A 26,869-nucleotide genomic window follows, 5' to 3' on the forward strand; every position below is an offset into this window, starting at 1 on the left:
GGCCTCGCCAGGTTCGCCGCGCGGTGTGGCCCATAGTGGTTGCGAATCGGCGCAGGCAGCGAGGGGTTGTTCCGCGGGCGCATCGCCACGGTCGTGTTGCCTCGCCCGTGCGCGTCGTGTTGATTGGACGGCGTGGATTTGATCCGGCATCTGCGGTACTTCGTGGCGGTGGCCGAGCATCGCCATTTCGGCAAGGCGGCCGACAGTCTCGGCATGACGCAGCCGCCGATCTCGCAGGGCTTGCGGCGCCTGGAGAACCACCTCGGGCTGCAGCTCGTCGAGCGCGGACCGGCCGGGGCCACGCTGACCGAGGCCGGTGCCGCGCTGCTGCCACGGGCACGGTTGATCGTCGACGACTCGACCCGGCTGCTGTCCGAGGCCGCGCAGCTCTTCGGTGGACTGCAGGGGGTGCGCTGGGGTGCGATCCCGCAGCTCGACGACGAGATCCTGGCGCGGTGCGTACGCGCGCTGCGGGGCGCGTCGGACTCGGCCGAGGTGCCGGTGGCGACCGTGACCAAGGGCACCGCGGCGCTGCTGGCCGATCTGCGCCGCGGCGACCTCGACATCGCGGTGGTGGCGCACCCCGCGGTGATCGCCGAGCTGAGCGCCGGACCGGTGCTCACCTTGGATCGAAAAGTGGTTCTGCCCATCGGTAGTCGTGCCGCGGAGGCGAAGAATCCGCGGGCGCAGATGCTGCGCGGGCTGGCGCTGGCCTGCGCGCCGCGCGGGGACAACCCGCCCGCCCATGATGTGCTGCTGGATGCCCTGCGGCGGCGCGGCCTCGACCCGGCGGTGCACCCGGCCTCGACCCATCGCGAGGTCAGTGCCGCGGTCGCGGCGGGGCAGTGCTTCGGCGTGGCGACGACGACGGCGGCGGTCCACGCCGGGACCGTGCACCGTCGCATGCTGGTCGAGGACGTGGCCCTGCGGGTGCGCATCGTTGCCGCTCCCGGCCGCGACCTCGCGGAGCTGATCTACGCGCTGGATCGGGAACTGTTGCGGGTCGGGCCATGACCGAGGTGGTCGACCGGATCAACGACGTCTTCGTCGACGCCGGCTGCCAGGGCTGGCTGCGGGCCCAGCCGATCGGGCGGGACGCTCCGGTGGTCGACGTCGGCGGGACGGAACCGGTGGTGGCCGCCTCGGTGTACAAGGTGATCGTGCTGGTGGCGCTGGCACGGGCCTTCGATGCCGGTCAGCTCGACCCCCGTGCCAGCGTCCGGGTGGTGCCGGCGGACTGCACACCCGGGCCCACCGGGCTGAGCCTGTTCAGCGATCCGGTGACGCTGTCGTGGTGGGATCTGGCGCGGCTGATGATCACGCTGTCGGACAATGCCGCCTCGGACGTGATCCTCGGCGCCCTCGGCCTGGCGGCGGTCGAGGCCGTGATCGAGGATCTCGGCCTCACCTGCACCCGAGTCGTCGGGGGCACCGCGGCCCTGCAGCGGCAGATCATCCACGATTCGGGGGCGCTGACGCTGCCCGAGGCCGTCGGACTGTTGGCCAGCAACAACACCATTCACGACAGCGCCGCGTTCGATCCGGCCTACACGACCGCCACCAGCGGGGCGGACATCATCGCGGTGCTCAACGGGATCTGGACCGGCACGGTCGCCACCCCGGACACCTGTTCGACCATGAGAGCCATTTTGGCCCAACAGATCTGGCCGCACCGGATCCGCTCGGGGTTCCCGTTCGCCGATGTGATGGTCGCCGGCAAGACCGGGACAATCGGGCCCATCCGCAACGAGGCGGCCGTGGTGGAGATGCCCGGCGAGACGCCCATCGCGGTCGCGGTCTTCACTCGGGCCGCCCGCTCGGATGTCTTCCTACCCGTCGTGGACGCCGCGATCGGCCGCGCCGCCCATCTCGCGGTCACCGAACTGCGGGCCTGGCTGGATTGAGGGTCAATCGCCCAGGGCCGCACAGACTTTCCGCAGCAGCCCGGCCAGTGTCTGGCGCTCGTCGTCGGTCAGTCCGGCGATCAGGCGTTGCTCGTCGGCGAGCCGGCGCGGCATCTGATCGTCGATGATGGCGCGCCCGGCGTCGGTCGGCGCCAGCAGGACGACGCGTCCGTCGCGCTCCGACTTCTGCCGGACCACCAGCTCCCGTTTGACCAGGGCGTCGGCGATCTTGGTGATCGAGGCCCCACTGAGCATGGTGGTCAGGACGACCTCGCTGGCGCGCAGCGGTCGCCCCGCCCGCACCAGCGCGCTGAGCACGGTGAACTCCGAACGGTTGATGCCGTGCCGCTCCAGGCTGACGTCGAGGCGATGATTGCAGATCGAGGAGATGCGATGCACCCGGCCCACCACGTCGATGGGGGAGGTGTCGAGGTGCGGACACGCCTCGGACCACTCCTGACGGACGCGGTCGACGGTGTCGGGAACGGGCGCCACGTCGGCGGTGCTGGTCATGCGGCAAGAATAGCCCTATTTACTTCATTAGTAAAATAGTGGTAAAGTATCGCCCAATGTTCGCGTCTACTCTCACTCGCCACCTCAGCCACGGTTTCTCCGCGCTGGGGCATGCCGTCACGCCGCGCGGTCTGCGCGGCGTCCTCGATGTCGACTTCGGGCGGGCCGGTCTGGCCGTGCCGTTGCGGGTCGGTGTCGCGGTCGCGGTGGTGTTCATCATCGGTGGGGTGACGGGCCAGCACGCCGTGGCCGGATTCGCGGCGCTGGGCGCTCTGATCTCCGCGTTCTGCCGCCCGGACCCGTACCCGGTGCGCGCCGGCCGCCTTGCCGTCCTGGGGACGGGCATCACCGCGTCGATCGGCATCGGCGCGGTCCTGGGCGCCACCGGCAGCAACGTATTCCTCGTGACCGCGGTGGTTTCCGTCCTGGCCGGCGCCGCGGCGTACTTGGTGTGGGCGCTGCACATCGTCGGCCCCGGCGCGGTGGTGTTCGTGTTCGGCGCCGCGGGCGCGCAGGTCTTCGCCAAGGATGCCGGCGATGTGGTTCTTTCGGTCGCGGTGACGGCTGGGGGAGCGCTGATCGGCATGCTTGCCGCGCTGGCGCCGTGGTTGTACGGGTTGGCGCGCGACCGGTTCACCCGCACACACCGCGTGGCCGAGTCCGGCGTGGCCCGGCGGGAGCCGATCTGGGTCACCCTGCGCCGCGCCCCGCACCGGTCCCTGTTCGCGCGGGGTGTGCGCATCACCATCGCGGGGGCGCTGGGTGCGGCCATCGCGATGGCGCTGGGCTTCGAACATCCGATGTGGGCCCTCATGGGTGCCGTGGCCGCGATGCAGGGCGTCGGCTATCACGTCACGGTGCACCGCGGTGTGCAGCGGTTGCTCGGCAACGTCGCCGGCGCGGTCCTGGCCGCGATCCTGCTCGCCCTGCCGCTGGGGTACTGGGGCGCGGTCGTCGCCATCGTCATCTTCCAAATCCTCGCCGAGATCGCCTCGACGGTGAACTACGCGCTGTGCTCGGTGGCAGTGACGCCGATGGCGTTGTTGCTGACCAGCCTTGGTGCGGGCCTGGCGCCGGCGGCCGCCATCGACCGGGTGCTCGACACCGCGGTGGGAATCGTGGTGGGCATCGTCGTCGCCGCGGTGACGATCACCGGGGTCGACGCCGAGGCCGTGGCGCGCAGGCCCGCTCAGTAGTCCCAGACCGTCGGCACGCAGCGGAACGCGTCGCCGGCGGTGGCCACCCGGCAGACCGACGGGAACGGCAGGTGCGTGGCCACCAACGACTCCCCGGAGGCCGCCACCTCCCGCAGCAACTCGACTCGCACGCGTGCCGACTCCGTCGGATCGTGCTCGAAACCGTTGTGCCACTCGGGATTCTCGAACCCCGGGGCGAACACCGCGTCACCGGCGAACGTCAGCGCCTCGCCGCCGGAGGCCACCCGCACGATGCTGTGACCCGGGGTGTGGCCGCCGGTGCGGCTGAGGAGCACGCCCGGGGCCACCTCGTACTCGGTCTCGAAAGTTCGTAGCAGGCCGTGGTATTCGTCCAGGAACTGCGCCGCGACGCGCCGAAGCACGTTCGGGATGGGCTGCGGCATGGTGGTGTCGGTGAAGTCGGGTGCCGTCCAGAACTCGGCCTCGGCGGCCGCGAGGTGCACCCGCAGGTCCGGCCGCAGCCGGTCCTTGACACCCTCGGTGAGCAGCCCGCCGACGTGGTCCATGTGCAGGTGGGTGAGCACCACATCCGTCACCGCCGCGAGGTCGATCCCGGCGGCCTCGAGCCGGTGCGCGGTCTGACCGGCGCGTGGGAAGTCCGGGAACTCCAGTCCCAGCCCGGCGTCGACGAGGATCGTGCGCTCTCCGCTGCGGACCACCACGACGTTCAGCGGCCAGTCGACCACCTCCGGCGGCAGGAAGTTGTCGCCGAGCCAGCCCGCCAGCTCGTTCGGCTCGACGTTGGTGGCCAACGTCGAGGCCGTGATCGGCAAGACTCCGTCGCTGATCACCAGCACCTCGATGTCCCCGACCTGTTGTGCATACCGCGACGGCACCAACTCGTCGATCCCGGGAATGCTGTCCACGCTCATGGTTGTGCTCCTCGCCTGCGCGCCCCGATCCGAGGCGTCGTGAAATGACTGTCATTGCGGTGGAACGCCCCGCACGGCGCAGACTCATCCGCCGCGGCGAAACTCCGGTGCGGAGGTGCACGCCCGACCCGTCATTGCTTCGGCTATCGTTCCGGGGCGACCAACATCTCAGGGAGGAAGATTCAATGGAGCCAGCGCAGGAACTGACAGCCCGCCAGAAGCTGAAGATGGGGGCTCAGGCTGCCGGTGCGTTCGCTCGTAACCCGAAGGCTTTGGTCGCTCTGGTGAAATATCAGCTCGCTCAACGCAAGCAGGCCAAGAACCCTGCCGCGCAGCCGGCCCCCGAGACCGCGCCCGAGGCTTAGCCCCGGACACGCTTCAGGCGAGCAACCGCCGCACCGACTCCGGCAGCGGCCCCGGCGTGGCCTCCAGCGGCTGACCGTAGGAGGGTGCGACGGGAATCACTCCCGTCCACCCGGGGTTCTCGGGCGGGCCGGGCGGACCGCTGCGCTGCTTGGCGATCCAGTTGTCCTCGGTGATGGCCAGTGCGAGCAGCAGCGTCTGCGCAATCTCCTTGGCGGTGTGGGGCGGGCACTCCGCCGACCGGCCGGGCAGCAGCGCATCGGTGAAGCTGTCGAGCGCGGACCCTGCGTCGTCCGCGCTCGCGGTCACACAGACGCCTCGGACCACCGCCGAGCGGTAGTTCGCCGAATGGTCGAACGCCCGGTCGGCGATCACCAGGCCGTCGAGCAGGAACGCGCTGACCGCCACCTTGGCGCCGGTCGCGGCGTGGCGCAGCGCGCCCGCGCCCGTCGACCCGTGCAGCAGAAGCTGGTCGCCGACGCGCGCCACCAGAATCGGTACCGACCAGGGTTCGTCGTCGACGACGGTCGCGAGCGTGGCGACCTGGCAGTGGTCGAACACCTCGTCGAGCAGGCGTCGGTCACCGCCGCGGTCGGGCTTGCGCGTCAGGGCACTCAGGTCGGCCATGTCGACAAGTCAACGCAGCCGACCCGTCGTCGGCAACTGAATTCAGCGGGTCAGTAGTTCTGGCAGCTGTAGGCCACCGAGTTGATCACCGAGGTGTAGCCGTCGAGCTGGGGGAAGCCGGCGATCTGGTTGAGCGCCGCGCGCCGCTCGTCCGGGCCGGAGTTCAGCAGGTTCTGGATCCAGCTGACGGCCATGGGGCTGGCTTCGAGTTCGGCGGCCACCTGCGGCGAGGTCGCGTGCAGCGCGCTGCTGACCTGCGGATAGGTACACGTCGAATTCACGATGGCTTCCACATCGGGCGCCGCCGACGCGACGGCCGCGCCGCCGAACAGGAACGCAGCGGCCGCAACACCGGTCGTGACGAAAAACTTGGTCTTCATATCTCCACCTTCTACAGCAGGGGTCAGACGCACCCGCGCACCGGGAAATGGTCGGCGAATACGCTAACAGCTCCGCTGGGCCCGAGGGTGCGCTCGCTACCGAGGCCCAGCACTGGTCGCACAGTAAGGCTTTCGACGGCGGCACGGAAAACGTTACGGGAGGCCGCGGCCGCCGGCGCGGCGCTCGAAAGGCGGGACCGTGCGCCGGGCCCTACGATGACCGCGTGGGCCAGATCCTCGCCGTGGCGCGCGACGCCACGCACCGTTTCAGCAAACCGACTCTCGACAGCATCACGCTGCTCGCGGGACTCGGGGTCGAGGGCGACGCGCATGCGGGGACCACGGTGAAGCACCGTTCGCGGGTGCGCCGCGACCCCACCCAGCCCAACCTGCGTCAGGTGCACCTGATCCACGCCGAACTCTTCGACTACGCCGCCGAGCATGGGTACCGGGTCAGTCCGGGCGATCTCGGCGAGAACGTCACCACGAGCGGCGTGGACCTGCTGGGCCTGTCGCGGGGCACGCGCCTGCAACTCGGCGACGAGGCCGTCGTCGAGGTGACCGGGCTGCGCAACCCGTGCAACCAGATCAACGGACTGCACGACGGGCTCATGCAGAAGTTCATCGAGGTGGATGCGACCGGCAAGACGGTGCGCCTTGCGGGCGTGATGTCGGTCGTGGTCGCGGGAGGCGTTGTGCGTCGCGGCGATTCGGTCCGGGTCCTGCCGGTCGACGGGGCTCACGTGCCGCTCGACGTGGTGTGAGCCGCGGTCACCGGTAACCGAGGCGGATGTCCTCGACGATGCGGGGCCGATCCAACGTAGAGGGCTCCAAGGTGCGCGGCGCCTGATCGTCCGCGAACACGGTGGCGGCGTCGAGCACCTGCTGGTCGAGGAATCGCAGTGCTGGGGCCTCCGCCGGCACGGTGGGCGTGGGCGGGTCGGCACCGCGTCGCGCCAGGACAAAACCCCAGTCACCGAAGGTGGGCACATGCACGTGGTACGGCGTCGCGGCGAAGCCGGCGGACTCGATCGTCGAGAACGTGCGCCAGTACGCCGTCGGCGTCGAGTACGGGCTGCCCGCCTGGACGACCAAGCGCCCGTTCGGGGCCAGCGCGCGCGTCACGAGCGCGTAGAACTCGGTCGAATACAGTCGGCCCAGGACGGGGGTGTCGGGATCCGGGAGGTCGACGATCACCGCGTCGAAGCCACCCGAGGGGTGCACGTCGGGGTGCGGGGCGCGCAGCCACGCCATCGCGTCGTCGACCACCACGTCGACCCGGGGATCCGCCAGCGCGTTGCCGTTGACCTCGCGCAGCGTGGTGCGCGCCAGGTCGATGACCGCCGGGTCGAGTTCGACCTGCACGATCCTGTCGATGCCGGGGAACCGGAGCAGTTCGCGCGCCGCCAGGCCGTCGCCCCCACCCAGCACGAGCACCGACCGCGGTGATTCGCTGAGCGCCGGATAGACCAGGCTTTCGGTGTAGCGGTGTTCGTCGCGGGTCGAGAACTGCAGTCCGCCATCGAGATACAGCCGCAGGTCGTCACCGCGGCGAGTCACCACGATCTCCTGATACGCGGAGCGCTCGTAGGCGACGATGGGGTCGGCGTAGAGCCGCTGTCGGGTCGTCGTCTCGAGGCCGTCGGCACGCACCAGCAGCGTTGCCAGCAGGCCCAGCGCCGCGGCGAGCACGCCCAGTGCCGCCGCCAGCTCGCGTGCACTGATGATGTGGCGCAGCAGGAAGACCGCCACGATGGCCGCGGCCACCAGGTTGATCATCCCGGTGACCGCGGCGCCGCGGATCATGCCGAGTTGCGGCAACAGGAGAAACGGCCAGAGCAGCCCGCCGATCAGCGCGCCGAGGTAATCGGCGGCGTTGAGGTTGGCGAGTACCCGGCCGGTGTCGGTGGCGCCGGCCGTGCGACCACGCTGCAGCAACGTCATGAGCAGGGGCACCTCGGCCCCGACCAGGCAGCCGATGACGGCGGTGCCCACGACCAGCACCCACAACGAACCACCGATGAACACGTAGGTGAGGTACAGCGCCGCCGCCGATAGGCCACCGATGACGCCGAGCAGGGTTTCGACGGCGATGAAGGTGATCGCCGCCCGGCCCAACAGTGGCTTGACGAGCAACGCGCCCACACCGAGGGCCGCGACGTAGCCGGCCACGATCAGCGAGGTGGCGACGATGCCGCCGCCGTGGATGTTCGCCGAGAGGGTCAGCAGCGCGAGTTCGTAGATCAGCCCGCATGCCGCGCAAGCCGCCACGGCCGCGAGCAGCAGGGCCCGCCAGCGCCTCGTCGGCTGGACCGGGTCGGCCGCGGCTTCCTGCTCGGTGCTCACCGACGAGCCTGGGTCACGACAGCGCGGCGGCGTTGACCGCGCCCACCGCGATCAGCGCCACCGCCGTGGCGATTGCCGCCGGATGGAGCCGCTCGTCGGTGATGAGGTCACGGAACCGGCCGGGTACGACGACTTCGAGCACCACCAGTGCGACACCCTGCAGGACGACGCCGACGATTCCGTACACGGCGGCGTCGACGAGTCCCTGGCCGAGATCACTCGAACTGGCGATGATGGCGGTGGCGACGACGAGGGCCAGCGCCACATACATTCCGGAGGCGACGGCGACCGCGTTCGGACGGCGCTCGACGAACACCAGCTGACGCAGATTGCCTGGCGTCAACACGTCGACCATCACGAAGCCGGCCACCAGCACACCGACGCCGACGAGGAAGTAGAGGACCGCCGCGACCACGTTCTGGGCGAGGTAATCACCGCTGATGGTGCCGAACTCGATGGCGGCGATGTGCATGGGATCTCCTTCGACTAGGTGGGTGTCCGGTGCGGGTGTCACTTTCCTCCGCCCGGGCCGCCCGGGCTACCGCCCGATCCGCCCGCAGGAGCACCTGGGTAGAAACCGGGGCCCAGGAAGATGAATGCGCCTCCGCTGTAGTTGCTGCCGCGGACGTCTTCGACCCGGATCGTGCACGGCCGGTCGTTGTCGGGGCCGACGATCACGATGTCGTCGTCGAAGCGCAGGTACTCGACGTCGCGATCGGTGGCCCTGGCCTCGGGGCGCTGATAGTCGGCGAGCCGGTCGGCCACTTCGCTGGGCGACCCGGTGCATTCGTAACTCGAGGCTTCGGCGCCATGCGAGTACGCGGGGTAATTCTCCGCCACGTGCGTTCGAATATCCTTGGCCGCCAGCGACATTCCCAACAGCAGGCAGACCAGGCCGCCGATCGCCAGCGCGCCGGCGAGGAGGTACAGGCCGCCCTTGCTCATGGCGCCCACCGGCTGGCGGTGTACACCACGGTGCCGCCGGCCCCGGGCTGTGGATACAGGTGCCAGGTTTGCCACCGCCAGCCCGCACCGTCCGGTTGGGCGCACAGCGCGGTGAGCGCCGCGTCGTCGCCGGGGAACGCGCCGCCGAGCCACTCGGGATCGCGCGCGCAGTACTCGCGCAGCTGCCTTGCGAGTTGGCGGAACGTCGGCTCATCCTGGGTACTCATGTGCGATTCGAGCTGGTAGCCGGGGGCTTCGGCGCGTTCCGGCAGGTCGCCGCCGTGGCGGTGGGCTGTGCAGGAAACCTGTTCGGAGAAGCAGGCTTTGGGGCTCTCCACCGTGACGACGTGGGACGCGCCCAGCACGCCGAGTTGCAACGCGCCACCGTCGGGGTGGCGGATGCGCCACGTTGCCAGCGTGGGTGGGGCGGGGGCGTTGAGTGCCAGCCCAAGGCCCGCGCCGCTGACGTCGGTCGGCGACACGGCGAGTTCGTGGAGCGGCAACAGCAATCCTAGGCGTCGGCGGGGGGTGCGGGGTAGACGGTCAGTTCACCGGGCGTCACCGCGCGGCCGAGCGACACCTCCCACGCCATTTCGGGGGCCCATCGCTCGAAGCCGAGGAACGTGGTCTGCGCGCCGTCGGCGTAGTCGACATAGTCCATGTCGCCGCCGGCCGGCAGGCCCGTCGTGCCTTCGGTGGTGTAGGAGGCCCGCCCGCGTTCGGTCTCGTTGAACGTCACGCCGTCGGCCGTATGGGTCCCGCCCGGTTGCAGTGCCAGATCCTTGCGTCGCGTCCACATCGCCAACTCGAGGCGGCCCTCATCTTCCTCGACACTGAACCAGATCGGTTCGCCGTCGCCGCCCTCCAACAGGTGCTCCCACCAGACGAACGGTCCCTCGCGCATCGTGACCGATCCGCGGACGACGTAATCGATGCCGCGGTAGCTGACGATGGCGCCGGGGCCCAGCTGGCGCGGCCCGAACGTCGGCATGGTGGCGAACTTCAACGGATCTTGGCGCTCGGCCCGCTGCCGAGGCTCGTGAGGACGCTGCCGCGCTTTGGCGAACACGACGATCGCGGCGATGAAGAAGCCGATAGCCAGCAGTATCAGCAGCGTTTCCACGCGGCCCCTTCCCTGCGGTGTGCCGGTGATGCGGTGGTTGGTCTAGTACCGACGGTAACAGCGCGCGTGGGGACTGCTGCAATCGTCGAGTCGGCTCTCTCGGACGCGGGGCGTGGCCGCTGGCCATGTTTGTCCGAATCGGTCTCCGGGCATGAACGGGGAGGGGATCATCGAAACCTCGGGATGGGGGGGACGGGTGGGCGGCAACGAACGGTCCGGTTGGGATCCGAAGTTCATCGAACAGGTCGGCAAGTGGGTCAGACCTGCCGTGCGGACGTGGTTCCGCGCCGAGGTGCGCGGCATCGAACGCATCCCGGCCGGCGGCCCGGTGTTGTTGGTGGCCAATCATTCGGGCGGCATGATCACCCCCGACGGCCTGGTGTTCGCACCCGCGTTCTACGGACATTTCGGCTACGACCGACCGTTGCACAGCCTCGCGCATTACGGCGTGGTGATGGGGCCGCTGTCGCTGGTGATGAATCGACTGGGGATCATCGAGGCCAGCCCGGACAACGCGGCCGCCGCGCTGGATGACGGCGCCGTGGTGCTCGTCTTCCCGGGCGGTGACTACGACGCGTACCGGCCCACCACGGCCGCCAACGTCATCGACTTCAACGGCCGCACCGGCTACGTCAAGACGGCCATCCGCGCCGGTGTGCCCATCGTGCCCCTCGTCTCGATCGGCGCCCAGGAGACGCAGCTGTTCCTGACCCGCGGTCACCGCCTTGCGAAGCTGTTGCGGCTGACCAAGTTTCGGCTGGAGATCGTACCGGTCAGCGTGGGCCTGCCGTTCGGCCTCAGCGTGTTCTTCCCGCCGAATCTGCCGCTGCCGTCGAAGATCGTGATGGAGGTGCTCGACCCGATCGACATCGTCGCGCAGTTCGGTGACGACCCCGACATCGATGAGGTCGACGCGCACGTGCGGGTCACGATGCAGCGGTCGCTGGACCGGCTCGCCGCGCGGCGGCGCTTTCCGGTCCTAGGCTGAAGCCACGGCAGCAGTTCCGAGGGTGGGAGGTGCATTGGGCACATTCGATGCTGTGCTGGACGACGAGCGCACTCAGCTCGACGCCTTCGTCGAGGAGTACCGGAGCCTCATCCAGACCACCCTCGACGGCCTCACCGAGGAACAGGCACGGCGCCGACTGGTCCCGTCGGCGACCACGCTGCTCGGCCTGCTCAAGCACGTCACGTGGATGCAGCGGGTGTGGTTCGAGGAATCCGTCGGCGGCATGTCGCGCGTGGATCTCGGTCTGGTGGACAGCGTCGACGAGTCGTACCGGATTGCCGACGACGACACCGTCGCTTCGGTGTCGGCGGCGTTTCGGGACGCGTGCGCGACGGCCCGGGAGATTGTCGCCGGCCTGCCGTTGGAGACGGTTGCGCGGGGCCACCGCGCCGGACCGCGCACGCTGCGCTGGGTGTATCTGCAGGTCCTGCGTGAACTGGCCCACCACTGCGGGCACGCCGACATCCTGCGCGAGCAGATCCTCGCCAACTGACTTCCGCCTTGGCGTGCAGGCCGTTGTCAGGCGTTGATGTGCATTGCCGCGAGCCGGTCGTCGGCGAGCTGGAAGGTGAACGTGTACGGGGTGCTGGAGCCGTTGTTGTGAAGTTGTGCGATGACGACGATCTCGTCGTCATCGGTGCGGTAGAACGTGATGATGTCGAGCTTGATGGCTTTACCGATGAATTCGGCGTTGCTCCAACGAGATATTGCATCGATGCCGCGGACCTCTCGCCCCCAGTCGGTGACGTAGCCACTGCCTGGCGCAAACTGGTCCAGGAACGCGGCGGTATCACCATTGTTGGCGGCATCGATGACACCGCGCACCGGTGCTGGTAGTTGAGTTGGCATCGCGAACCTTTCCTTCGGTCAAGCCCGACCACATGTGCTGAGGCATGACAACGTGTCTGTGATGAGTCCCGCGTTCGTCTGCTGGAGCAGGTGGGTCATGGTAGCTCGGCTAATTCTTTGCGGCGGGGTTCGTAGGAGCGTGGGTGGCGTGGTGCTGTGGTTGCGGCGGGTCATCAGCGCCCGCCGTCTTGGGTCGTGCTGAATTCGCTTTCGGTGATGCGCAGGGTTGCGGCCAACGCGTGGCCAGTGCTTGTCGCCCAATAGTGCATGTGGTGTGCGGTTCCTCCGGTGGCAACGACGGTCGTCTACCAGCCCGGAGGTGTCTGTGTCCCGCTGATGTGGCGTCGTGTCCTGTTGAACTCGGGCGAATGCCAAATTAGTGCAAGGGAGTGCGATTCCGCAAGCGATAGCAACCTCGATGGCGTTGCCAGGGCAGTGGGCGAGGCCTTCCCAGGGACGGGCAACCGCACTTCACCCGCGCGTCAGTCGCTCCGGTGATTCCAGGGCGTTGTCGCCAGCGGCGCCGGCGCCGGGAGTCGAGATTCCGGTAAGGGCGGAACAGCCTTGAGCAACGGATTGCGATCCTTGAGGGCCCCTGAGGTTCGCCCGCGGCCCCAGCCGACCATCTCGCGGTAGCCGCCGAGCAACCCGTGACCGGCGACGGCATCCTCGTCGGTGTGCGGGTTGTCCGGCCCGGCCGGCGCCGAGACGGGGGAGACGTAGAGCGCATCGACGGGGCAGTAGGCCTCGCACATGAAGCAGGTCTGGCAGTCCGACTGCCGGGCGATGACCGGGATGCCGTCCGCGCCGCGGTCGAACACATCGGTGGGGCAGACCTTGATGCACACGTCGCACGCGATGCAGGCGGTGGCGCTGACGATCTCGATCACGCCACGGCCTCCGACGAGATCAGCTGCGGCAGAACAGAGTCGGCGGCGGTCCACACCGCGTCCAGCCCGCCGACCAGTAGCCGGTGGGTCAACCGGTGGTCGACGTCGGGAAGGTCCTCGCGCCGATGAATCCCGCGGGTCTCGGTGCGCGCCAGCGACGCTGCGGTGATCCACCGCGCCGCCGCGACCAGCGCGATCGCCTGCCGCGGCTTGTAGGCGTCGCGCGCCGGCACCCGGGCCAACCCGTCGGCGATGTCGCGCCACAACTTCTCGAGCGCTGCGGCGGACTCGGTGAGCCTGTCGCCGGACTTGAGGTGGCTGCGTTGCGGCGGCAGGATGTGGTCCTGCGCGGCGCGCACCACCTCATCGACGGTCGGGGCATCGCGCGGCCCGGGTCGCAGCCCCACCCGGTGCGGGGCGACCACCGGGCCGGCCACGCGCCGACGGCTGTACTCCGCGGCGCCGCGCCCGGCAAACGATCCCGACGCGATGGCCCACGATCCGTTGTGGCTGCCGCCGCCGCTGATCGAACCGGTGATCAGCTCCCTGGTGGCCGCATCGCCGGCGGCGAACAACCCGGGAACGGTGGTCGCGCAGTCGGATCCGGTGAGCCGTAGACCGCCGGTGCCGCGCACCGAGCCCTCGTAGACCATGCGCAGCGGATAGGCGGTGACGAATGGATCGATGCCGGCCTTGTCCAACGGCAGGAAGTAGTTCGGCTGGGCATCGCGCATGATCTGGCGGATGTGTTCGGGGGCCCGGTCCAACCGGGCGAAGACCCGTTGGCCGCGGGCCAACGCCCGCTGTGCGTCCTTGCGTCCGGCCAGCCCGAGTTGGGTGGGTAGCGGCCGGCCATGTTCGTCGTAGAAGCTGGCCCACTGCAGCATGCGGCCCTTGGTGTGAACGCCCCATTCCGGTGCCAGCGCATAGGCGGTACAGAACTCCATGCCGGACAGGTGGGCGCCCACCTCGGCGGCCATCAGGTAGCCGTCGCCGGTGTCGACGTTGGTGCCGAACGACCCGGACAGGAATGCGGTACCCCCGGTGGCCAACACCACCGCACCGGCACCGATGCGCCATGGGCGGCCACCGTCCTGCCGGGCGATTCCGGTCGCGCCGTTGACAATTCCTTCGTCGTCAGTGGTCAGCGCGGTGGCCGGATGGTGGTCCAGGATCCGCACGCCGCTGCGGTGGGCCTTGCGCCGCATCCGACGCATGTACTCCGGCCCCTGCAGGCTGATGCGGAGTTGTCGGCCGTCGTCGCCGACGGGGAACGGGTAGCCCCAGCCGGCGAGTTGGTCGATGCGGTCCCACGACGTGGACAGCACCCGCGCCATCCACTCGGCGTCGGTGAGTCCGCCTGCGGCAGCCTCACGTTCCCGCAGCGATTCGTCGCGGCGGCGACCGGGCGGGATCAGCCAGAGATTGTTACCGCCGGCGGCGGTCGCGCCGCTGGTCCCGCAATACCCCTTGTCCACCAGCGTGACTCGGCTGCCGGCCTCAGTGGCGGCTATCGCGGCCCAGGTGGCCGCCGGACCGCCGCCGATCACCAGGACGTCGGTGTGATGGGTGTCGACGTCACCGGCTGCGGTCATGACCGACCTCCTCCCGTACACCAAGTTCGGCGAGCAATACGCGGCGCAGGTCGTCGAAACCGTCGTCGCCGCGGCTGCGCGGGAACGGCAGATCGACGCGGCGATCCAGCGACACCTTTCCGTCGGAGAGGACCACCACGCGGTCGGCGAGCAGGATCGCCTCGTCGACGTCGTGGGTGACGTGCAGGACCGCCATGTGCCGACGAGCCCACAGCTCGTGCAGCAGGCGGTACATCTTGAGTCGAGTGAGCGCATCCAACGCGCCGAACGGCTCGTCGAGCAACAGCAGGTCGGGTTCGCGGACCAAGGCCCGCGCCAGCGAAACACGTTGGGCCTCACCGCCGGACAGCGCCAGCGGCCACGATTTCGCCTTGTCGGACAACCCGACCTCGTCGAGTGCGGCCTGTCCGCGGGCGGCCCGGCTAGGCGTGTCCGGGCCGGCATCGGGCAGGGCGAAGATGACGTTGGCCAGCGCGCGGCGCCAGGGGAGCAGGCGTGGATTCTGGAAGACCACCGCGCGCGAGCGCGGCACGATCACCGAGCCGTCGGCCTGCTTGTCCAGGCCGGCCAGAATCCGCAACAGGGTGCTCTTGCCCGAACCGGAACGGCCCAGCATGGCGACGAATTCACCGTCGGCGATGTCCAGATCGAGACCGTCGAGGACCTGCTGCTCGCCGAAGGCGCGACTCAGCCCGCGGGCCTTGACCACCGCAGCGGTCATACCGTGCCCTCGAAACCGGTAAATCCGTTGCGCCAGGACAACAGCAGCCGCTCGAGCAGGCGCACCAGCGCATAGGAGACGATACCGAGCACCGCGTAGATGACGATCACCAGCAGCGAGACGTCGAACTGCAGATTGGTCTGAGCGCGCGACATCAGATACCCGATGCCCTCGGTGGTGTTGATCATCTCGGCGAAGATCAGGCTCAACCAGGCGCTGGAAAGCCCAAGGCGCAGACCGATGAGGAAGTTCGGCATCGCGCCGGGCAGGATCACCTGCGTGATCAGCGTGGAGCGCCGCGCCTCGAGGGTCTGCGCCATCTCCACCAGTTGCTGGTCCACGCCGCGGATGCCGGAATAGGTGTTGATGTAGATCGCGATCGCGACGCCCAGGGTGATGAGCACGATCTTCGGCCCCTCGCCGATGCCCATCCAGATGATCAGCAGCGGAGTGAGCGCGAAGTTCGGGACGGCCTTGAGGATCTGCATGCTCCAGTCGAGCAGGTCCTCACCCGTGCGGGTCAGTCCGGCCAGGACCGCCAGCACCACCCCCAGGGTGACGCCCAGGACGGTGCCGATCAGCACCCGGGTGGTCGAGGTGCCCACGTGCAGGGCGAGTTGGCCTTCGGTCAGCAGCTGCCAGGCGGTGACGGCCACGTCCGACGGCGGCGGGAAGAGGTCCTCGTTGAGCAGTCCGGTGGCCGAGCCGATGCCCCAGGCGGCCAGGATCAACAGCGGGCTTGCCATCCGGCGGACCGGACGCGGGATCCGCGCCCAGAGACCGCGTCGGCGGCCGTTGTCGACGATGACATCGACCAACTCTGGGGCGGGAGCCTCGCGACGTTGCTGCGCGGCGACGGCGGTCACGACCGCGCTCCGGCCCACTCACGCACGTCGAACTGATTCTCCAGGGACCCGTCGGCCACGAGGAACTCGTAGGCGGCCTGCAGCTGGTCGACGCCGTCCTTCGGGAACGGTTCGGTGTTGAACTCCTCGGGACCGATCGCCTCCCGGACGAATTCGACGTCGGTGCCGTCGGTCTTGGCGACCCAGTCCGTGTACGCGTCGAAGTTGTCCTGGATGTCACGGTTGACCGCGGTGACGGCCGTGGCCCAGGCCTCGGCGAAGCCGGGGTGCTGCTCGAGGAACGGAGCCAGACCGATGGTCGCGCCGGCGTAGCCCAGGCCGTGGTTGGACAGGCTGTCGATGAGCGGGAAGCCCTTGTGCTGCAGTTCGAAAGCGCTGGCTCCGCTCACCGAGGTGGCGGCGATCTCGCCCGAGCTCAGGCCGGCGATCGACTCCGGCGTGGGCACGTCCCGCACCTGGATCTGGTCGGTGAGTCCGGCCGCGTCGATGAGCTGTCGGGCCGAGCGATCGCGGACCGTGCCCTGCGGCGCGGTCACCGCCTTGCCCACCAGACCCTCGATATCGGTCGGTCCGCCCTTGGCGCCCACCAGCCACACATCGCTGTTGATCGAATCAAGGGCCAGCAGCACCACTTTCGGGTCCCTGCTGCGGGCCCGCAGCGCCGGGTTGTCGCCAATGGCCGCGACGTCGACGGCACCGGCGATCAACGCGGACGCGACATCGCTGCCGGACTGGAAGAACGCGTACTCGATCTTGCCGACGCCGGCCGCCTTGAGTTCTTCGGCGAGGATGCCCTCCTTGTCGCCCCAGCCCAGCGACCCGGCGGGGGTGCCGGTCGTGGAGGTGGCGCCGATGCGCAGCGTGTAGCCGCCCGGGTCACCGCCGTCACCGCCGTCACCGCCGCCGCCACAGGCGACGGCCGAACCGAGGACAGCAAGCGTCAGGGCGGTGCGCACTAAGTGGCGGAACATGAAGGGGCCTCCGGGGGGTTGCCGATGAGCACGGATGACCCCAAGTAGATGCCGTGGCGCCGCCGCAGACCATGGTTGGAATCGGCCTGACTGGAAATGTCGGCGGGGACCGCAGTGCCAGGGCGGTTAGGACTCCAACCTCGCGCGGATGACCGCGAGCCGTTCGCGCAGCTGGTCCTCGTCGACGACACCGCGGGAGATCAACGAATGCGCCAGCGCCATCAGCTGGTTCTCCGGATAGGGGAGGTTCCGGTAGTGCGTGGCCGCCAGGGCGTCCTCGTCGTCGCGTCGCTCTTTGAAGGTCAGTGTGCCCTCAGTGCACGCGGCATGGTCCAGGGCGTCGGTGAGGCCGTCGAGACTGGTCTTCCACGGCGGAAGGTCGTTGTCGACACCGTATTTGGCGGCCATGGCCGGCCAGGTCTGGTCCGACGCGGCAATCTCCGCGAGCATCCCGATAGGGTCGTCGGGGTTCATATCGGGTTGGCGGCCGGGTGAGTGGCGGTGATGACGTTGGTCGTCACCCCGGGCGTGGGCAATGCGACGCCGATCAGGCAGTCCCGGGTGAGGATCTCGGCGAGTTGCTCCTCGCTCCACCCGTCGGTGCCGTCCGGACGCATCGGCATCACCATGAAACGGTGCTTCTGATTGGAGTCCTCGACGCGCACCTCGACGCCCGCCGGCAACTGCAGCCCGAATTCGGAGAGCACCTGCCGCGGCCAGCGCACAATGCGCCGCCGGTAGTTCGGGGTCCGATACCACTCCGGCGAATTGCCCAGCAGCGGTCGCGGATAACACGAACACAGGGCACAGACGATGACGTGGTGCACCGTGGCGGTGTCCTCGAGGATCTTCAGGGCGACGAAGTCGCTGGGCGTGCCGAATCCGGTGGGGGCCAGCCAGTCGACCCCGACTTCCTTGCATGCGGTGATCGGATCGGTCAGCGCCAGCGCCTTGAACTCCGGGTCCAGCCAAGCCTTCGCGACGAGCTGCGCCGCCGGAGTGGGCCCGATGTTCTCGGCGAACTCGGTGAAGTGCCGGTGTTGCTCGGCGGTGAACAGACCCTTTTCGATGCACAATTCGCGCAGGGCGATCTCGAGCACTTCGAAGTCGGTGATCTCGTCGACCATCGGCTTGACGGTGCGGTCGTGATCGTGGCCATGATCATGGTCGTGGGACATCGAACTCCCTTGCGGCTGTCGTGGTTCGGTGAAGGGATGAGTTGCCGTCAGCCAGCCGGGGCCAGCCACCGCTCGGGAATCTCGGTCTGCAGGGTGTCGTTCGAGGGGCCGGTGTAGGAATCGCCCCACAGCTCGGTCTGTTTGAACCGGACGATGTAGAACCACTCGGGCTTGGCGTCCTCGCGGTCCCACGTCTCGTCTTCGGGAGCCGGACTCTCGTAGGCCAGGTCGGCGATGACCCCGGCCGCGCCGCGCACGTATTCGGGTGTCCGGGTGTAGAACATCGCCGGCAGATCACGCACGACCACCGGATCACCGACGTTGAACCGGGCCGGACCGGCCTCCCCGGCGAACACCTGCGGGTCGCCGATACCTTGCGCGCGGAGATGGTGCTTGTTGCGGACGACGTCGGCGCCGTCACCCTGGAACTTGGGTTGGGCGTCCAGGTGCGAGCCCGACGGCAGATCGGCGTAGCGCTGCTGGACCTCGGCGAGGCGGTCGGTCAGCTCACCCCAGCTGAGGTGCTTCTTCTCGATGAGCAGGCGGCCGACGGACCACAGCCAGCGGCTGTAGTAGGGCCACCCCAGGTAGATCGATCGCCCCACATCCACGTTGGCCAGCCGACGCCGCTCCTCGGACACCCAGATCCCTTGCCAACCAAGGACTTCGCAGAGCACATAGGTCATCAGCTCCCAGTGCTCTTCTTCCTTGTTCTCGTAGACCGCCGGCACGTCCAACTCGCCACCGACGTCGTGGGCATTCTTCAGGTAGGCCCAGAAGTGCTCGCTGCTCAGCTGGTCGGCAAACGGCCACTCCGGATCTTCCGGAAAGGTCGCGGCGAGTCTGGAGATCAGCGCCAGCCGTCGGAGTCGTTCGTCGACTGGTGGCATTGCTGACCCCCTGGATAGGTCCGAATGCCGTCAGAATAACCAGGCGATGGCCTGCCTGCAGGAAACCTGCGCAGATTGGCTGTTCCCCGAGTCATGGGCTCCTTCGGTTATAGTCCGGCCCGGGTGGGCATCGATCCAGCCCCGAATACCGGAACACGCGAGAGGAAACCCATGAGGGCGACCGCATACCGCCACAAGGCAGTCGTCGGCCTGGCGGCCGCCGCGCTGATCACCGCGAGCTGCAGCACCGGCGAGAACGTCGACGCGTCGGCGCCGCCGCAGGTCGGGTTGGTGTCCACCACTGTTGAGGAAGCCCCGGATCAGCCCACCGAGGTGAAGCTCATCGGGGAGCGCGACGTCGAGGTGACCCTGACCGGTCCGATCGCCGCCAAGTACGCGTCGGCAACCGAAGAGCAGAAGCAAGCCCTCGGCAAGCCGCTGACGGGTGATCGCAACGCGGGAGCACGGGAGCGCGGTGTGTTGTTCCAGCAGTTCCAGGGTGGGGTGATCACCGCGGTGAACGGCGAGGCGGGCACGCCTGGCTACATCACCTGGGGCAAGATCCGCGAGGCGTGGAATGTCGAACGTGACGCGGATGGCGTTCCTGACGACCTCGGCGACAACGGCTCAATGGGCCCGCTGGGTGCCCCGACCAGCGACGAGCACGCCGTCGGCGATCTGCTGGTGCAGAACTTCGACCACGGTCAGGTCGCGTTCGACCCGAAGACCGGCCACGTCGCGGTGACGGTCAACGGCAAGGTCGTGCCGTCCGGGCTGTAGAGCCCAGGATCGCCCGGGCAGCACGCTCGGCGATGAGCATGACCGGTGCGTTGGTGTTGCCGGACGTGATGGTGGGCATCGCCGAAGCATCGGCGACGCGCAGGCCGGCGACGCGGTGCACGCGGCACTCGGTGTCGAGCACGGTGTCGGCCGAACGCGGAAGGCCGTGTGCGTCAAAGGCTCCCATCGCGCAGGTGCCCACCGGGTGGAAGATGGTGGTACCCAGTTCGCTGGCCGCCTGTCGCAGATCTTCGTCGCTCACCAGTTGCGGGCCGGGAAGCAGCTCCTCGGGGCGGTGCCGCGCCATGGCCGGTGCCGCCATGATCTGCCGGGTCATCCGCAAGCCCCGCACGGCGATCTGACGGTCGCTGTCCGTGGACAGGTAGTTGCACAGGATCTTCGGGTTGGTCAGCGGGTCCGCGTCGGCCAGGCGCACGTGGCCACGCGAGCTGGGCCGCAGGTTGCAGACCGAGGGGGTGATGGCCGCGAACCGATCCAGCGGTTCGCCGAACTTCGGCAACGACAGCGGCTGCACGTGCCACTCCAGATCAGGACTGGCCAGCGCGGGGTCGCTCTTGGCGAAGGCCCCCAGCGTCGACGGCGGCATGGTCAGGGGGCCCGATCGCATCAGCAGGTATTGCAGGCCCATGCCGCCACGGGTGATCCAGTTGCGGTACAGCGTGTTGACGGTCCGCGCGCCGCCCACGCGGTAGATCGTCCGCAACTGCAGGTGGTCCTGGAGGTTCTCACCGACCCCGGGGAGGTCCACGGTGATCGGCACCTGATGCTGGGCGAGCAGCCCGGCCGGGCCCAGGCCCGAGACCTGCATGAGATGCGGCGAACCGATGGCTCCGGCGGTCAGGATCACCTCGCGGCGGGCGTGGACATCGACAGTGCGACCGTCCTTGAGCAGGCGCACCCCGGAGGCGCGGTGGGCGGCCGTGGTCCAGGCGCCGCGGCGCTGATCGTCGCGGGCCTGGTCGTCCATCAGCAGCCGCAGCGCCTGGGTTTGGGTGTAGACCGTGAGATTGGGTCGGTGGGCGATGGGATGCAGGAACGCGTCGGCCATCGACCAGCGACGGCCGCGCCGCTGGTTGACGTGAAAGTACGCGCTGCCGGCGTTGTCACCCCGGTTGAACTCCTCGATGGGGGCGATGCCGGTCTGGGCGGCCGCGGCCTGCCAGGCGTCCAGGATCTTCCACCGCACCCGGGGCCGCTCGACGGGAATCTCCCCAGCCGCGCCGTGCCACTCGTCGGCCCCGCCGAAGTAGTCTTCCAATTCCTTGTAGATGGCCAGGGTCTGGCCGGGACCGTCCCACAGCCATCGATCGTCACCGGTGGCCTGGGCCCACAATTCGTAATCGCTTGCCTGCCCGCGCATGTGGATCATGGCGTTGATCGATGAGCAGCCGCCGAGCACGCGGCCCCGCGCGTAGTGAATGCTGCGGCCGGCCAGGCCCGGATCGGCCTCGGTCGCAAAGCACCAGTCGGTGCGGGGGTTGGCGATGGTGTACAGATAGCCGACCGGCACCTTGATCCAGAACCAGTCGTCTTTGCCGCCCGCCTCGACCAACAGCACCCGGTGGTCGGGATTGGCGCTGAGCCGATTGGCCAGCAGGCACCCCGCGCTGCCCGCTCCCACGATGACAAAGTCGAACTCGGCGACGCTCATGCCAGCAGTGTTCCTCAACGGCGCCGCGGGCGGGCGCAAGGGTGCTCGATGACTGCGCATGCCGCGCTGGTGCAGCCGGCCGGATTAGCGCCGGGACGGGTCGATCAGCACCTTGGCCTGATCGCCGGGGGAGCCCAGCGCTGAGAACACGGCGGCCACGTCCTGCAGACCTACGGTGTCGGTGATCAGGGGCGAGGCGTCGACCTTGCCGTCGGCCAGTAGGTGCAGGGTGTCGCGGAACTCCAGGGGCGTGTAGGCGAAGACGAATCGCAGGTCGATTTCCTTGGCGTTCGCCAACGTCGGCCGCAACCGGTCGGTGCCCATGCACACTCCGGCGACGACGACGCGCGAGTTGAACGGCGCCGCAGCCAGGATCGAGTCGATCATGCCCGGGTTACCGACGCACTCGAAGATCACCGGGCGTTTGGGCGCGGTGGCACCCAGTTTCTCGGCAATGCGGTACAGCGGTACCCAACCGGGGATCCGGCGCAGCTTCTCCATCGTGCTCATGCCCATCTCATAGAGGTCGGTGCCCGAGGTCAGGCCCGGCGCCGCCGCATACGGTGAGTCCTCCGCCGGATCGATGACCAGCGAGGCACCGCACCGTCGAGCCAACTCCCGTCGTCCTGGGGACAGGTCGCTGGCGACGATCGTCTCGACACCCTGGGCCTTGAGATGGCAGATGATCGCCAGACCCACAGGGCCGCAGCCGATCACAACGGCGGTGTCGCGGCGGGTGATGTCGCTGCGCCGCACGGCGTGCAGCGCCACAGCCATGGGCTCGGTCAGTGCGGCGATGTCGGGAGCCAGCCCGTTGGGCACCACAAAACTCATCGCGGCCTCGGCCAGCACCTGCTCGGCGTACGCGCCGGGTGCGGCCGGGGACAGCCCGGTCAGGTGCACGCCGTCGCCCGCGCGCAGCAGCGGGAACGACACGACTGTGGTGCCGGTCTTGAACCGTCTGGTCGCGCCCCGGCCCCGTTCGGCCACCTCGCCGCAGAACTCGTGACCGAAGACCACCGACTTGTCGGGGGCCACCGCGTCCGTGACCCCGACGGCCGTCATCACCTCGGCCAACTCGTGGGCATGATCCTTGGCATGCAGATCCGAACCGCAGATCCCGCACCGCAACACGTTCAACAGTAGCTGCCCCGGCGCCGGATGCGGCGCCGGGAGGTCGATCACCGACAGCGTCGCCTCCCGGCAACTGACCGCCTTCATCCGCGGGCGCCCGGGATCGGGATGCTCTCGTAGTACGGCACGACCACGGCGTCTTCGACGTCGAGGTCGCCTAGCATCATCGTGGTCAGTGGATGTACGGCCGCGCCGGATACCGCGACGTTGATGCAGGCCGGCTTCCCGGAGGCGAATGCGCGCTCGATCGCCGGAGCGATCTCCTCGAGTTCGGTGACCTTTTCGCCATAGCCGCCGAAAGCCTTTGCCACCTCGTGGTAATCGGTGTCGGCCAGGCGCGTGATCACGTCGCTGCCCGCGCCGTAGACCGCCTCTTGGCCGTGGATCGACATACCCCAGCAGGCGTTGTTCAACACCACCGTGACAATCGGCAGGCCGTGGCGGACCATGGTGTCGAGTTCCTGGATGTGGAACCCGTACGCGCCGTCACCGGTGAGTTGCAGCACGCGTCGCTCGGGCTCGGCGATCTGCGCGCCTATCGCGAACCCCTGGCCGATACCGAGATAGCCCATGTAGCCGAGGTTGAGTGCACGGTGCGGCGCCGCCGCGGACAGACTCATCCCTGCCCACAGTGGGGCTTCGCCGCCGTCGAGGACCAGCACCGATCCTGGCCCCGCGGCCTTCACGGATTCGCGACCCGCGTGATACGGGTGCAGGCGCCCGTCATCGACCGTTGGCACCGCGGCGTAGAGCTCATCCACCATGGCTTGCGCCGAGGTGGCCTGCGTGAGCCATTCGCTGCGGTCCGGCCACTGCGTGTCCGCGTCGAGCAGACTCCGGAGGAACTCGCGGCAGTCGGCCACCACGGGCACCTCGACAGGGCGCAGACGGCCGAATTCGCTTGCGTCCAAATCTACTTGGATGACGGTGGCATCGGCCGGGACCATCGAATTGGCGCGACCACCCGTGAGTAGACCCGTTCGGGCGCCCAACAGCATCACCACGTCGGGGCCGGGCGTGACGGCCATGGCCAGCACGGCGAGGTTGTCGACGGCCCAGGCGTTGCAGCGGTGCTCGGCGGGCAAGACGCCGGCGGCGCGATTGTTGGCGAAGACCGGAATCCCGGTGTGGTCGGCGAACTTGGCGAGTTCGTCGCCGCAATCCGACCACAGCGTGCCGCCGCCGATGACGATGGCCGGCCGCTGCGCGGTCCGCAGTTGTTCGAGGGCGTCGGCAACCGCGGTCGGGGACGGCGCGGGCCGGTCATCGACGACGGCCACGCCACCGACGCGCACGGCGGCATCGTCGACCGGGGTGACGAGCACGTCGATCGGAATCTCCAAGAACACCGGGCCGGGCCGGCCCGTCAGCGCCTTGCGGATGGCCAACGCCACCAGGTCGGGGATGCGTTCGGTGGTGACCACACGGTGCGCCCACTTGGTGACCGGCGCGGCCGCGGCCACCTGGTCCAGACCGCCCTGCATCTCGTTGGTCTCCAGTTCACGCAGCGGGGGAGCACTGGCGATCATCAGCATCGGCACCCCGTCGGCCAGCGCGTTGGGTAGCGCGGCGAAGCCGTTCGCGAATCCGGGACCGGACGTCACGACGGCGACGCCGAGTCGACCGGTGGTCCGGGCGTAGCCGTCGGCGGCATTACCCGCCGCGGCCTCGTGCCGCGTATCGACCAGGCGCAGGTTGGATCCCGCGCACGCCGCCCAGAACGAGTCGAGGTGCCCGCCGTGCAGCGCGAAGATGTCCGTCACGCCGGCGGACTCCAGGGAACGGGCGAGCAGTTCGCCTCCATTGACCATCACAATGAGACCTTCCTACGGCGCACATCACAGTGATGTGATACTCAAGTATCAATTGAGACGTTGATATCTGTCAAGGGTGTGCGGTCGCTACACTGCGGCCATGGAGGATGCGGCAGGACCGTCGTTGCGGGAACGCAAGCGGAAACGTACGCGTGCGGTCATCTACGAGGCCGCCATGGAACTTTTCGAGGAGCGCGCCTACGCGGAGGTGACGGTTGAAGACATCTGCGAGCGCGCGGAGATCGGTCGTGCCACGTTCTTCCGGTTCTACGGCGCCAAGGGCGCGTTGCTGCTCGAGTTCAACCGGCGCCTCGCCGATCGGGTGCGTACAGAGGTCGACGCGGGTGCGGGCTCGGCCCCGCAACGGTTGCGAACGGTCGGGGCGGTCGTGGCGGACGCCTGGGCGGACAGCAGCGCAGCCATGCGCGCGATGGCCTTCGACATGCTCAACCGGCCCGAGACGCCGGTCGGTGGCGAGACCCTGCACCCGGAACTGATCGCCCTGGTGGCCGAGATCGTGGCCGAGGGGCAGCGCAACGGTCAGTTGCGCGGACAGCAGCTGGGTGCGCAGTTCATCGCGACCATGGTGGTCACGGTGCTGGCCGGTTGCGTAGCGAACTGGTTCGATACCCCCGACATGGAGCTGCGCGCCGCGATGGTGCACACCGTCGACCTGATGTTGACCGGGCTTCAACAGAGTTAGGCGGGATGCCGAATTACCCAGTCGCCGTATGGAATTGGCAGCAGTATCAGAACCGAGTTCTGACGCACCCCGTCGTGCGAGGTCCCGTGTCAGTCGTCTTCCGCTTCCTCCTCTCGCCTGCGCGCGGCCTCGATGATTTCGGGCGGGGCCGGCTTCCGCAGCCAGGCCCGCATCCGCATCAGCCCGCCGACGACAGTGCCGATGGCGAGTATGGCAACGATGATCCAGAGTGCAGTGGCCATACGTCATTGTCCGCCTGCGGCCGACGGTTTGGGGCGGGGCACCCGAAATGGATGGCCACGACGTGCTTCGGGTTGGCCAAGCCGGGTACGTGGGCCCGTCGGCCGTGGTTGTCTGATGCAGACAGACGCGAGGAGTTCGATATGGCGGTCCGGGGTCTCAGGGCACTCAAGAAGATCATGCAGGCGACCTTCGATCCTGAGTCGGTGATCCCGGACGACGCCACAGTGTCCGAATACACCGGCGATGACAGTTTGTCGCGGCAAGACCTTTGTCAACACCCGATTCCGGCCGATTCCCTGACGTGGAAGTACTGGGGCCGTCTCGACGTGATGTTCTTCGGCAGCGGGGTGATAGGTCCCATCGCGGGGGCGTGGCCGCAGATGGGCCAGGCGACCTCGGGGTCGGTCCTCTTCACCGGCGACAATTCCTTCCGGGCACGCGCGAAGATCTCCAAGGCGCGACGGCAGCGATCTCGCGAGTACATCTACGGGGCCGTGTACGAGGCCGCGGAGGAAGCGAAGAAGTACGGGCTGAAAACCCGCAATATGCACAAGCCCATCAAGGGCTCTCTACAAGACGGTACGTATCACGCTCTGAACGCCGAAACCTTCTACTTTGCGCACGTCACCTTCTTCTATCACCTGCTGATCGTGGTCGCCGAGCAGCTCTACTTCGACGGGGCCATGCCGCGGGCCATGAAGGAGCAGATCTTCGAGGAATCCAAGGAGTGGTACAGCATTTGGGGAGTGGACGACAGTCCGCAGCCGGACACCTACGCGGATTTCGAGCGGTACCTGGCGAACGTCGAGCGTCACCACCTGGTCAACTCGCAGGTCACGCAGCTGATGCTGGAACAGTTCGTGGAGCGACGTCTGGCGCCGCGCTGGTGGCCTGCGGCCATGAAGAAGCTCGTGTGGCCCTGGGTGGTGGGACGACGGCAAGTCGTCGTCAACAGCTTCCCGCGCCATGTGCAGGAGCTGTTCGGATTGGAGTGGACGCCCGAAGACGACGAGATGCTGCGCCGCTTCACGCGGATGTATCGGCGGGTCGATGCGGTGCTCGAGCGCGTCCTTCCGCCGAAGCTCGGGTACCTGCCGATCGCGGCGAAAGGGTTTGCGCGGGAAGGAATCCACCCGCGCAACATCACCCTGGACTCCGCCCAGCAGGCGCTCCGGGACAGCCGGGCACGGCGCGCGGTTCGAGCCGATGCGCCGGCGGGGGAGCCGAACATCGGTGCGGCCTCCGGCTAGTACGGGAGGATGCC

The 26,869-nt window shown here is 68.5% G+C and carries 32 protein-coding genes; 10 read left to right on the forward strand and 22 right to left on the reverse strand.

What is annotated here, in order from left to right; genetic code table 11:
* Positions 1–132: 132 nt before the first annotated feature.
* Positions 133–1,014 (forward strand): LysR family transcriptional regulator, encoded by an 882-nt coding sequence (locus EL338_RS11825; protein ID WP_308213124.1) that lies wholly within the window; start codon positions 133–135, stop codon positions 1,012–1,014.
* Positions 1,011–1,904: a serine hydrolase gene (locus EL338_RS11830; protein WP_126333925.1), complete on the forward strand. Its 894-nt coding sequence runs from the start codon at positions 1,011–1,013 to the stop codon at positions 1,902–1,904. The genes EL338_RS11825 and EL338_RS11830 overlap by 4 nt, the downstream gene beginning before the upstream one ends.
* A 3-nt stretch (positions 1,905–1,907) precedes the next feature.
* Here EL338_RS11830 and EL338_RS11835 read toward each other — a convergent pair whose 3' ends face one another.
* The gene (locus tag EL338_RS11835) at positions 1,908–2,417 is read right to left on the reverse strand and encodes a MarR family winged helix-turn-helix transcriptional regulator (protein ID WP_126333926.1); all 510 of its coding nucleotides are present in this window, start codon (positions 2,415–2,417) and stop codon (positions 1,908–1,910) included.
* A gap of 56 nt (positions 2,418–2,473) precedes the next feature.
* Between EL338_RS11835 and EL338_RS11840 the strand changes: the two genes are divergently transcribed.
* Positions 2,474–3,613 carry an FUSC family protein gene (locus EL338_RS11840; RefSeq protein ID WP_126333927.1) on the forward strand — a complete coding sequence of 380 codons (1,140 nt, stop codon included), beginning with the start codon at positions 2,474–2,476 and terminating at the stop codon, positions 3,611–3,613.
* On the opposite strand, the gene EL338_RS11845 is transcribed toward EL338_RS11840, so the two are convergent.
* Entirely contained in the window at positions 3,607–4,506 is a 900-nt protein-coding gene (locus EL338_RS11845; protein ID WP_126333928.1) for an MBL fold metallo-hydrolase, read from the reverse strand. The genes EL338_RS11840 and EL338_RS11845 overlap by 7 nt on opposite strands.
* 185 nt (positions 4,507–4,691) lie before the next feature.
* On the opposite strand from EL338_RS11845, the gene EL338_RS11850 reads away from it, so the two are divergent.
* A complete protein-coding gene (locus tag EL338_RS11850) occupies positions 4,692–4,871 on the forward strand; it encodes a hypothetical protein (protein ID WP_126333929.1) in 180 nt (59 codons plus the stop codon).
* A 13-nt stretch (positions 4,872–4,884) separates the two neighbouring features.
* Here the strand turns inward: EL338_RS11850 and EL338_RS11855 are convergent, their stop codons facing one another.
* Both EL338_RS11855 and EL338_RS11860 read right to left on the reverse strand, forming a co-directional pair.
* Positions 4,885–5,496 carry a pyridoxamine 5'-phosphate oxidase family protein gene (locus EL338_RS11855; protein ID WP_126333930.1) on the reverse strand — a complete coding sequence of 204 codons (612 nt, stop codon included), beginning with the start codon at positions 5,494–5,496 and terminating at the stop codon, positions 4,885–4,887.
* A gap of 50 nt (positions 5,497–5,546) precedes the next feature.
* The gene (locus tag EL338_RS11860; protein WP_126333931.1) at positions 5,547–5,876 is read right to left on the reverse strand and encodes a hemophore-related protein; all 330 of its coding nucleotides are present in this window, start codon (positions 5,874–5,876) and stop codon (positions 5,547–5,549) included.
* A gap of 224 nt (positions 5,877–6,100) precedes the next feature.
* Here EL338_RS11860 and EL338_RS11865 point away from each other — a divergent pair, with 224 nt between their 5' ends.
* Positions 6,101–6,640: an MOSC domain-containing protein gene (locus EL338_RS11865; protein WP_197721927.1), complete on the forward strand. Its 540-nt coding sequence runs from the start codon at positions 6,101–6,103 to the stop codon at positions 6,638–6,640.
* A gap of 7 nt (positions 6,641–6,647) precedes the next feature.
* On the opposite strand, the gene EL338_RS11870 is transcribed toward EL338_RS11865, so the two are convergent.
* From EL338_RS11870 to EL338_RS11890, 5 genes are read right to left on the reverse strand one after another with little or no spacing between them, the layout of a single operon-like run.
* Entirely contained in the window at positions 6,648–8,222 is a 1,575-nt protein-coding gene (locus EL338_RS11870) for a polyamine aminopropyltransferase (protein WP_126333933.1), read from the reverse strand.
* Between the two features lie 13 nt (positions 8,223–8,235).
* Positions 8,236–8,694: a DUF350 domain-containing protein gene (locus EL338_RS11875; RefSeq protein ID WP_126333934.1), complete on the reverse strand. Its 459-nt coding sequence runs from the start codon at positions 8,692–8,694 to the stop codon at positions 8,236–8,238.
* Positions 8,695–8,732: 38 nt separating this feature from the next.
* On the reverse strand, positions 8,733–9,167 hold the full coding sequence (locus EL338_RS11880) for a DUF4247 domain-containing protein (RefSeq protein WP_126333935.1): 435 nt from the start codon (positions 9,165–9,167) through the stop codon (positions 8,733–8,735).
* Positions 9,164–9,670: a DUF2617 family protein gene (locus EL338_RS11885; RefSeq protein WP_126333936.1), complete on the reverse strand. Its 507-nt coding sequence runs from the start codon at positions 9,668–9,670 to the stop codon at positions 9,164–9,166. Before EL338_RS11885 ends, EL338_RS11880 begins: the two co-directional genes overlap by 4 nt.
* Before the next feature lie 8 nt (positions 9,671–9,678).
* The gene (locus EL338_RS11890; protein WP_126333937.1) at positions 9,679–10,290 is read right to left on the reverse strand and encodes a DUF4178 domain-containing protein; all 612 of its coding nucleotides are present in this window, start codon (positions 10,288–10,290) and stop codon (positions 9,679–9,681) included.
* Positions 10,291–10,441: 151 nt separating this feature from the next.
* Here EL338_RS11890 and EL338_RS11895 point away from each other — a divergent pair, with 151 nt between their 5' ends.
* A complete protein-coding gene (locus EL338_RS11895) occupies positions 10,442–11,278 on the forward strand; it encodes a lysophospholipid acyltransferase family protein (protein WP_126333938.1) in 837 nt (278 codons plus the stop codon).
* 52 nt (positions 11,279–11,330) lie between these two features.
* Positions 11,331–11,792, forward strand: a complete 462-nt coding sequence (locus EL338_RS11900; RefSeq protein WP_235666449.1) for a DinB family protein — start codon at positions 11,331–11,333, stop codon at positions 11,790–11,792.
* Positions 11,793–11,818: 26 nt separating this feature from the next.
* On the opposite strand, the gene EL338_RS11905 is transcribed toward EL338_RS11900, so the two are convergent.
* The 9 genes from EL338_RS11905 to EL338_RS11945 form a co-directional block, all read right to left on the reverse strand.
* Positions 11,819–12,148, reverse strand: coding sequence for a nuclear transport factor 2 family protein (locus tag EL338_RS11905; protein WP_126333940.1), 330 nt, complete (start codon positions 12,146–12,148; stop codon positions 11,819–11,821).
* 482 nt (positions 12,149–12,630) lie between these two features.
* Entirely contained in the window at positions 12,631–13,038 is a 408-nt protein-coding gene (locus tag EL338_RS11910; RefSeq protein ID WP_126333941.1) for a 4Fe-4S dicluster domain-containing protein, read from the reverse strand.
* Positions 13,035–14,633, reverse strand: a complete 1,599-nt coding sequence (locus EL338_RS11915; RefSeq protein ID WP_126333942.1) for an FAD-binding protein — start codon at positions 14,631–14,633, stop codon at positions 13,035–13,037. Before EL338_RS11915 ends, EL338_RS11910 begins: the two co-directional genes overlap by 4 nt.
* Positions 14,617–15,354 carry an ABC transporter ATP-binding protein gene (locus EL338_RS11920; protein WP_126333943.1) on the reverse strand — a complete coding sequence of 246 codons (738 nt, stop codon included), beginning with the start codon at positions 15,352–15,354 and terminating at the stop codon, positions 14,617–14,619. Before EL338_RS11920 ends, EL338_RS11915 begins: the two co-directional genes overlap by 17 nt.
* Positions 15,351–16,220, reverse strand: a complete 870-nt coding sequence (locus EL338_RS11925; RefSeq protein WP_163792137.1) for an ABC transporter permease — start codon at positions 16,218–16,220, stop codon at positions 15,351–15,353. Before EL338_RS11925 ends, EL338_RS11920 begins: the two co-directional genes overlap by 4 nt.
* Positions 16,217–17,191, reverse strand: a complete 975-nt coding sequence (locus EL338_RS11930) for an ABC transporter substrate-binding protein (RefSeq protein ID WP_126333945.1) — start codon at positions 17,189–17,191, stop codon at positions 16,217–16,219. Before EL338_RS11930 ends, EL338_RS11925 begins: the two co-directional genes overlap by 4 nt.
* A 126-nt stretch (positions 17,192–17,317) precedes the next feature.
* On the reverse strand, positions 17,318–17,665 hold the full coding sequence (locus tag EL338_RS11935) for an SH3-like domain-containing protein (RefSeq protein WP_126333946.1): 348 nt from the start codon (positions 17,663–17,665) through the stop codon (positions 17,318–17,320).
* Entirely contained in the window at positions 17,662–18,369 is a 708-nt protein-coding gene (scnC, locus tag EL338_RS11940) for a thiocyanate hydrolase subunit gamma (RefSeq protein WP_126333947.1), read from the reverse strand. Before scnC ends, EL338_RS11935 begins: the two co-directional genes overlap by 4 nt.
* A gap of 47 nt (positions 18,370–18,416) precedes the next feature.
* Positions 18,417–19,259 carry an SH3-like domain-containing protein gene (locus EL338_RS11945; RefSeq protein ID WP_179967196.1) on the reverse strand — a complete coding sequence of 281 codons (843 nt, stop codon included), beginning with the start codon at positions 19,257–19,259 and terminating at the stop codon, positions 18,417–18,419.
* 171 nt (positions 19,260–19,430) lie between these two features.
* Between EL338_RS11945 and EL338_RS11950 the strand changes: the two genes are divergently transcribed.
* A complete protein-coding gene (locus EL338_RS11950; protein ID WP_126333948.1) occupies positions 19,431–20,039 on the forward strand; it encodes an LGFP repeat-containing protein in 609 nt (202 codons plus the stop codon).
* On the opposite strand, the gene EL338_RS11955 is transcribed toward EL338_RS11950, so the two are convergent.
* The 3 genes from EL338_RS11955 to EL338_RS11965 all read right to left on the reverse strand — a co-directional run bounded on the left by EL338_RS11955 (position 20,008) and on the right by EL338_RS11965 (position 24,656).
* Entirely contained in the window at positions 20,008–21,711 is a 1,704-nt protein-coding gene (locus EL338_RS11955; RefSeq protein WP_126333949.1) for a GMC family oxidoreductase, read from the reverse strand. The genes EL338_RS11950 and EL338_RS11955 overlap by 32 nt on opposite strands.
* 84 nt (positions 21,712–21,795) lie before the next feature.
* Positions 21,796–22,932, reverse strand: a complete 1,137-nt coding sequence (locus EL338_RS11960) for a zinc-binding dehydrogenase (RefSeq protein ID WP_126333950.1) — start codon at positions 22,930–22,932, stop codon at positions 21,796–21,798.
* Entirely contained in the window at positions 22,929–24,656 is a 1,728-nt protein-coding gene (locus EL338_RS11965) for a thiamine pyrophosphate-binding protein (RefSeq protein WP_235666510.1), read from the reverse strand. Before EL338_RS11965 ends, EL338_RS11960 begins: the two co-directional genes overlap by 4 nt.
* A 103-nt stretch (positions 24,657–24,759) precedes the next feature.
* Between EL338_RS11965 and EL338_RS11970 the strand changes: the two genes are divergently transcribed.
* The gene (locus tag EL338_RS11970; protein ID WP_126333952.1) at positions 24,760–25,362 is read left to right on the forward strand and encodes a TetR/AcrR family transcriptional regulator; all 603 of its coding nucleotides are present in this window, start codon (positions 24,760–24,762) and stop codon (positions 25,360–25,362) included.
* Between the two features lie 89 nt (positions 25,363–25,451).
* Here the strand turns inward: EL338_RS11970 and EL338_RS26150 are convergent, their stop codons facing one another.
* Positions 25,452–25,604 carry a hypothetical protein gene (locus EL338_RS26150; RefSeq protein WP_170217439.1) on the reverse strand — a complete coding sequence of 51 codons (153 nt, stop codon included), beginning with the start codon at positions 25,602–25,604 and terminating at the stop codon, positions 25,452–25,454.
* Positions 25,605–25,745: 141 nt separating this feature from the next.
* Here EL338_RS26150 and EL338_RS11975 point away from each other — a divergent pair, with 141 nt between their 5' ends.
* A complete protein-coding gene (locus EL338_RS11975) occupies positions 25,746–26,855 on the forward strand; it encodes an oxygenase MpaB family protein (protein WP_126333953.1) in 1,110 nt (369 codons plus the stop codon).
* Positions 26,856–26,869 lie beyond the last annotated feature (14 nt).

This window comes from Mycolicibacterium chitae, from assembly GCF_900637205.1.
Classification (GTDB): Bacteria; Actinomycetota; Actinomycetes; order Mycobacteriales; family Mycobacteriaceae; genus Mycobacterium; species Mycobacterium chitae.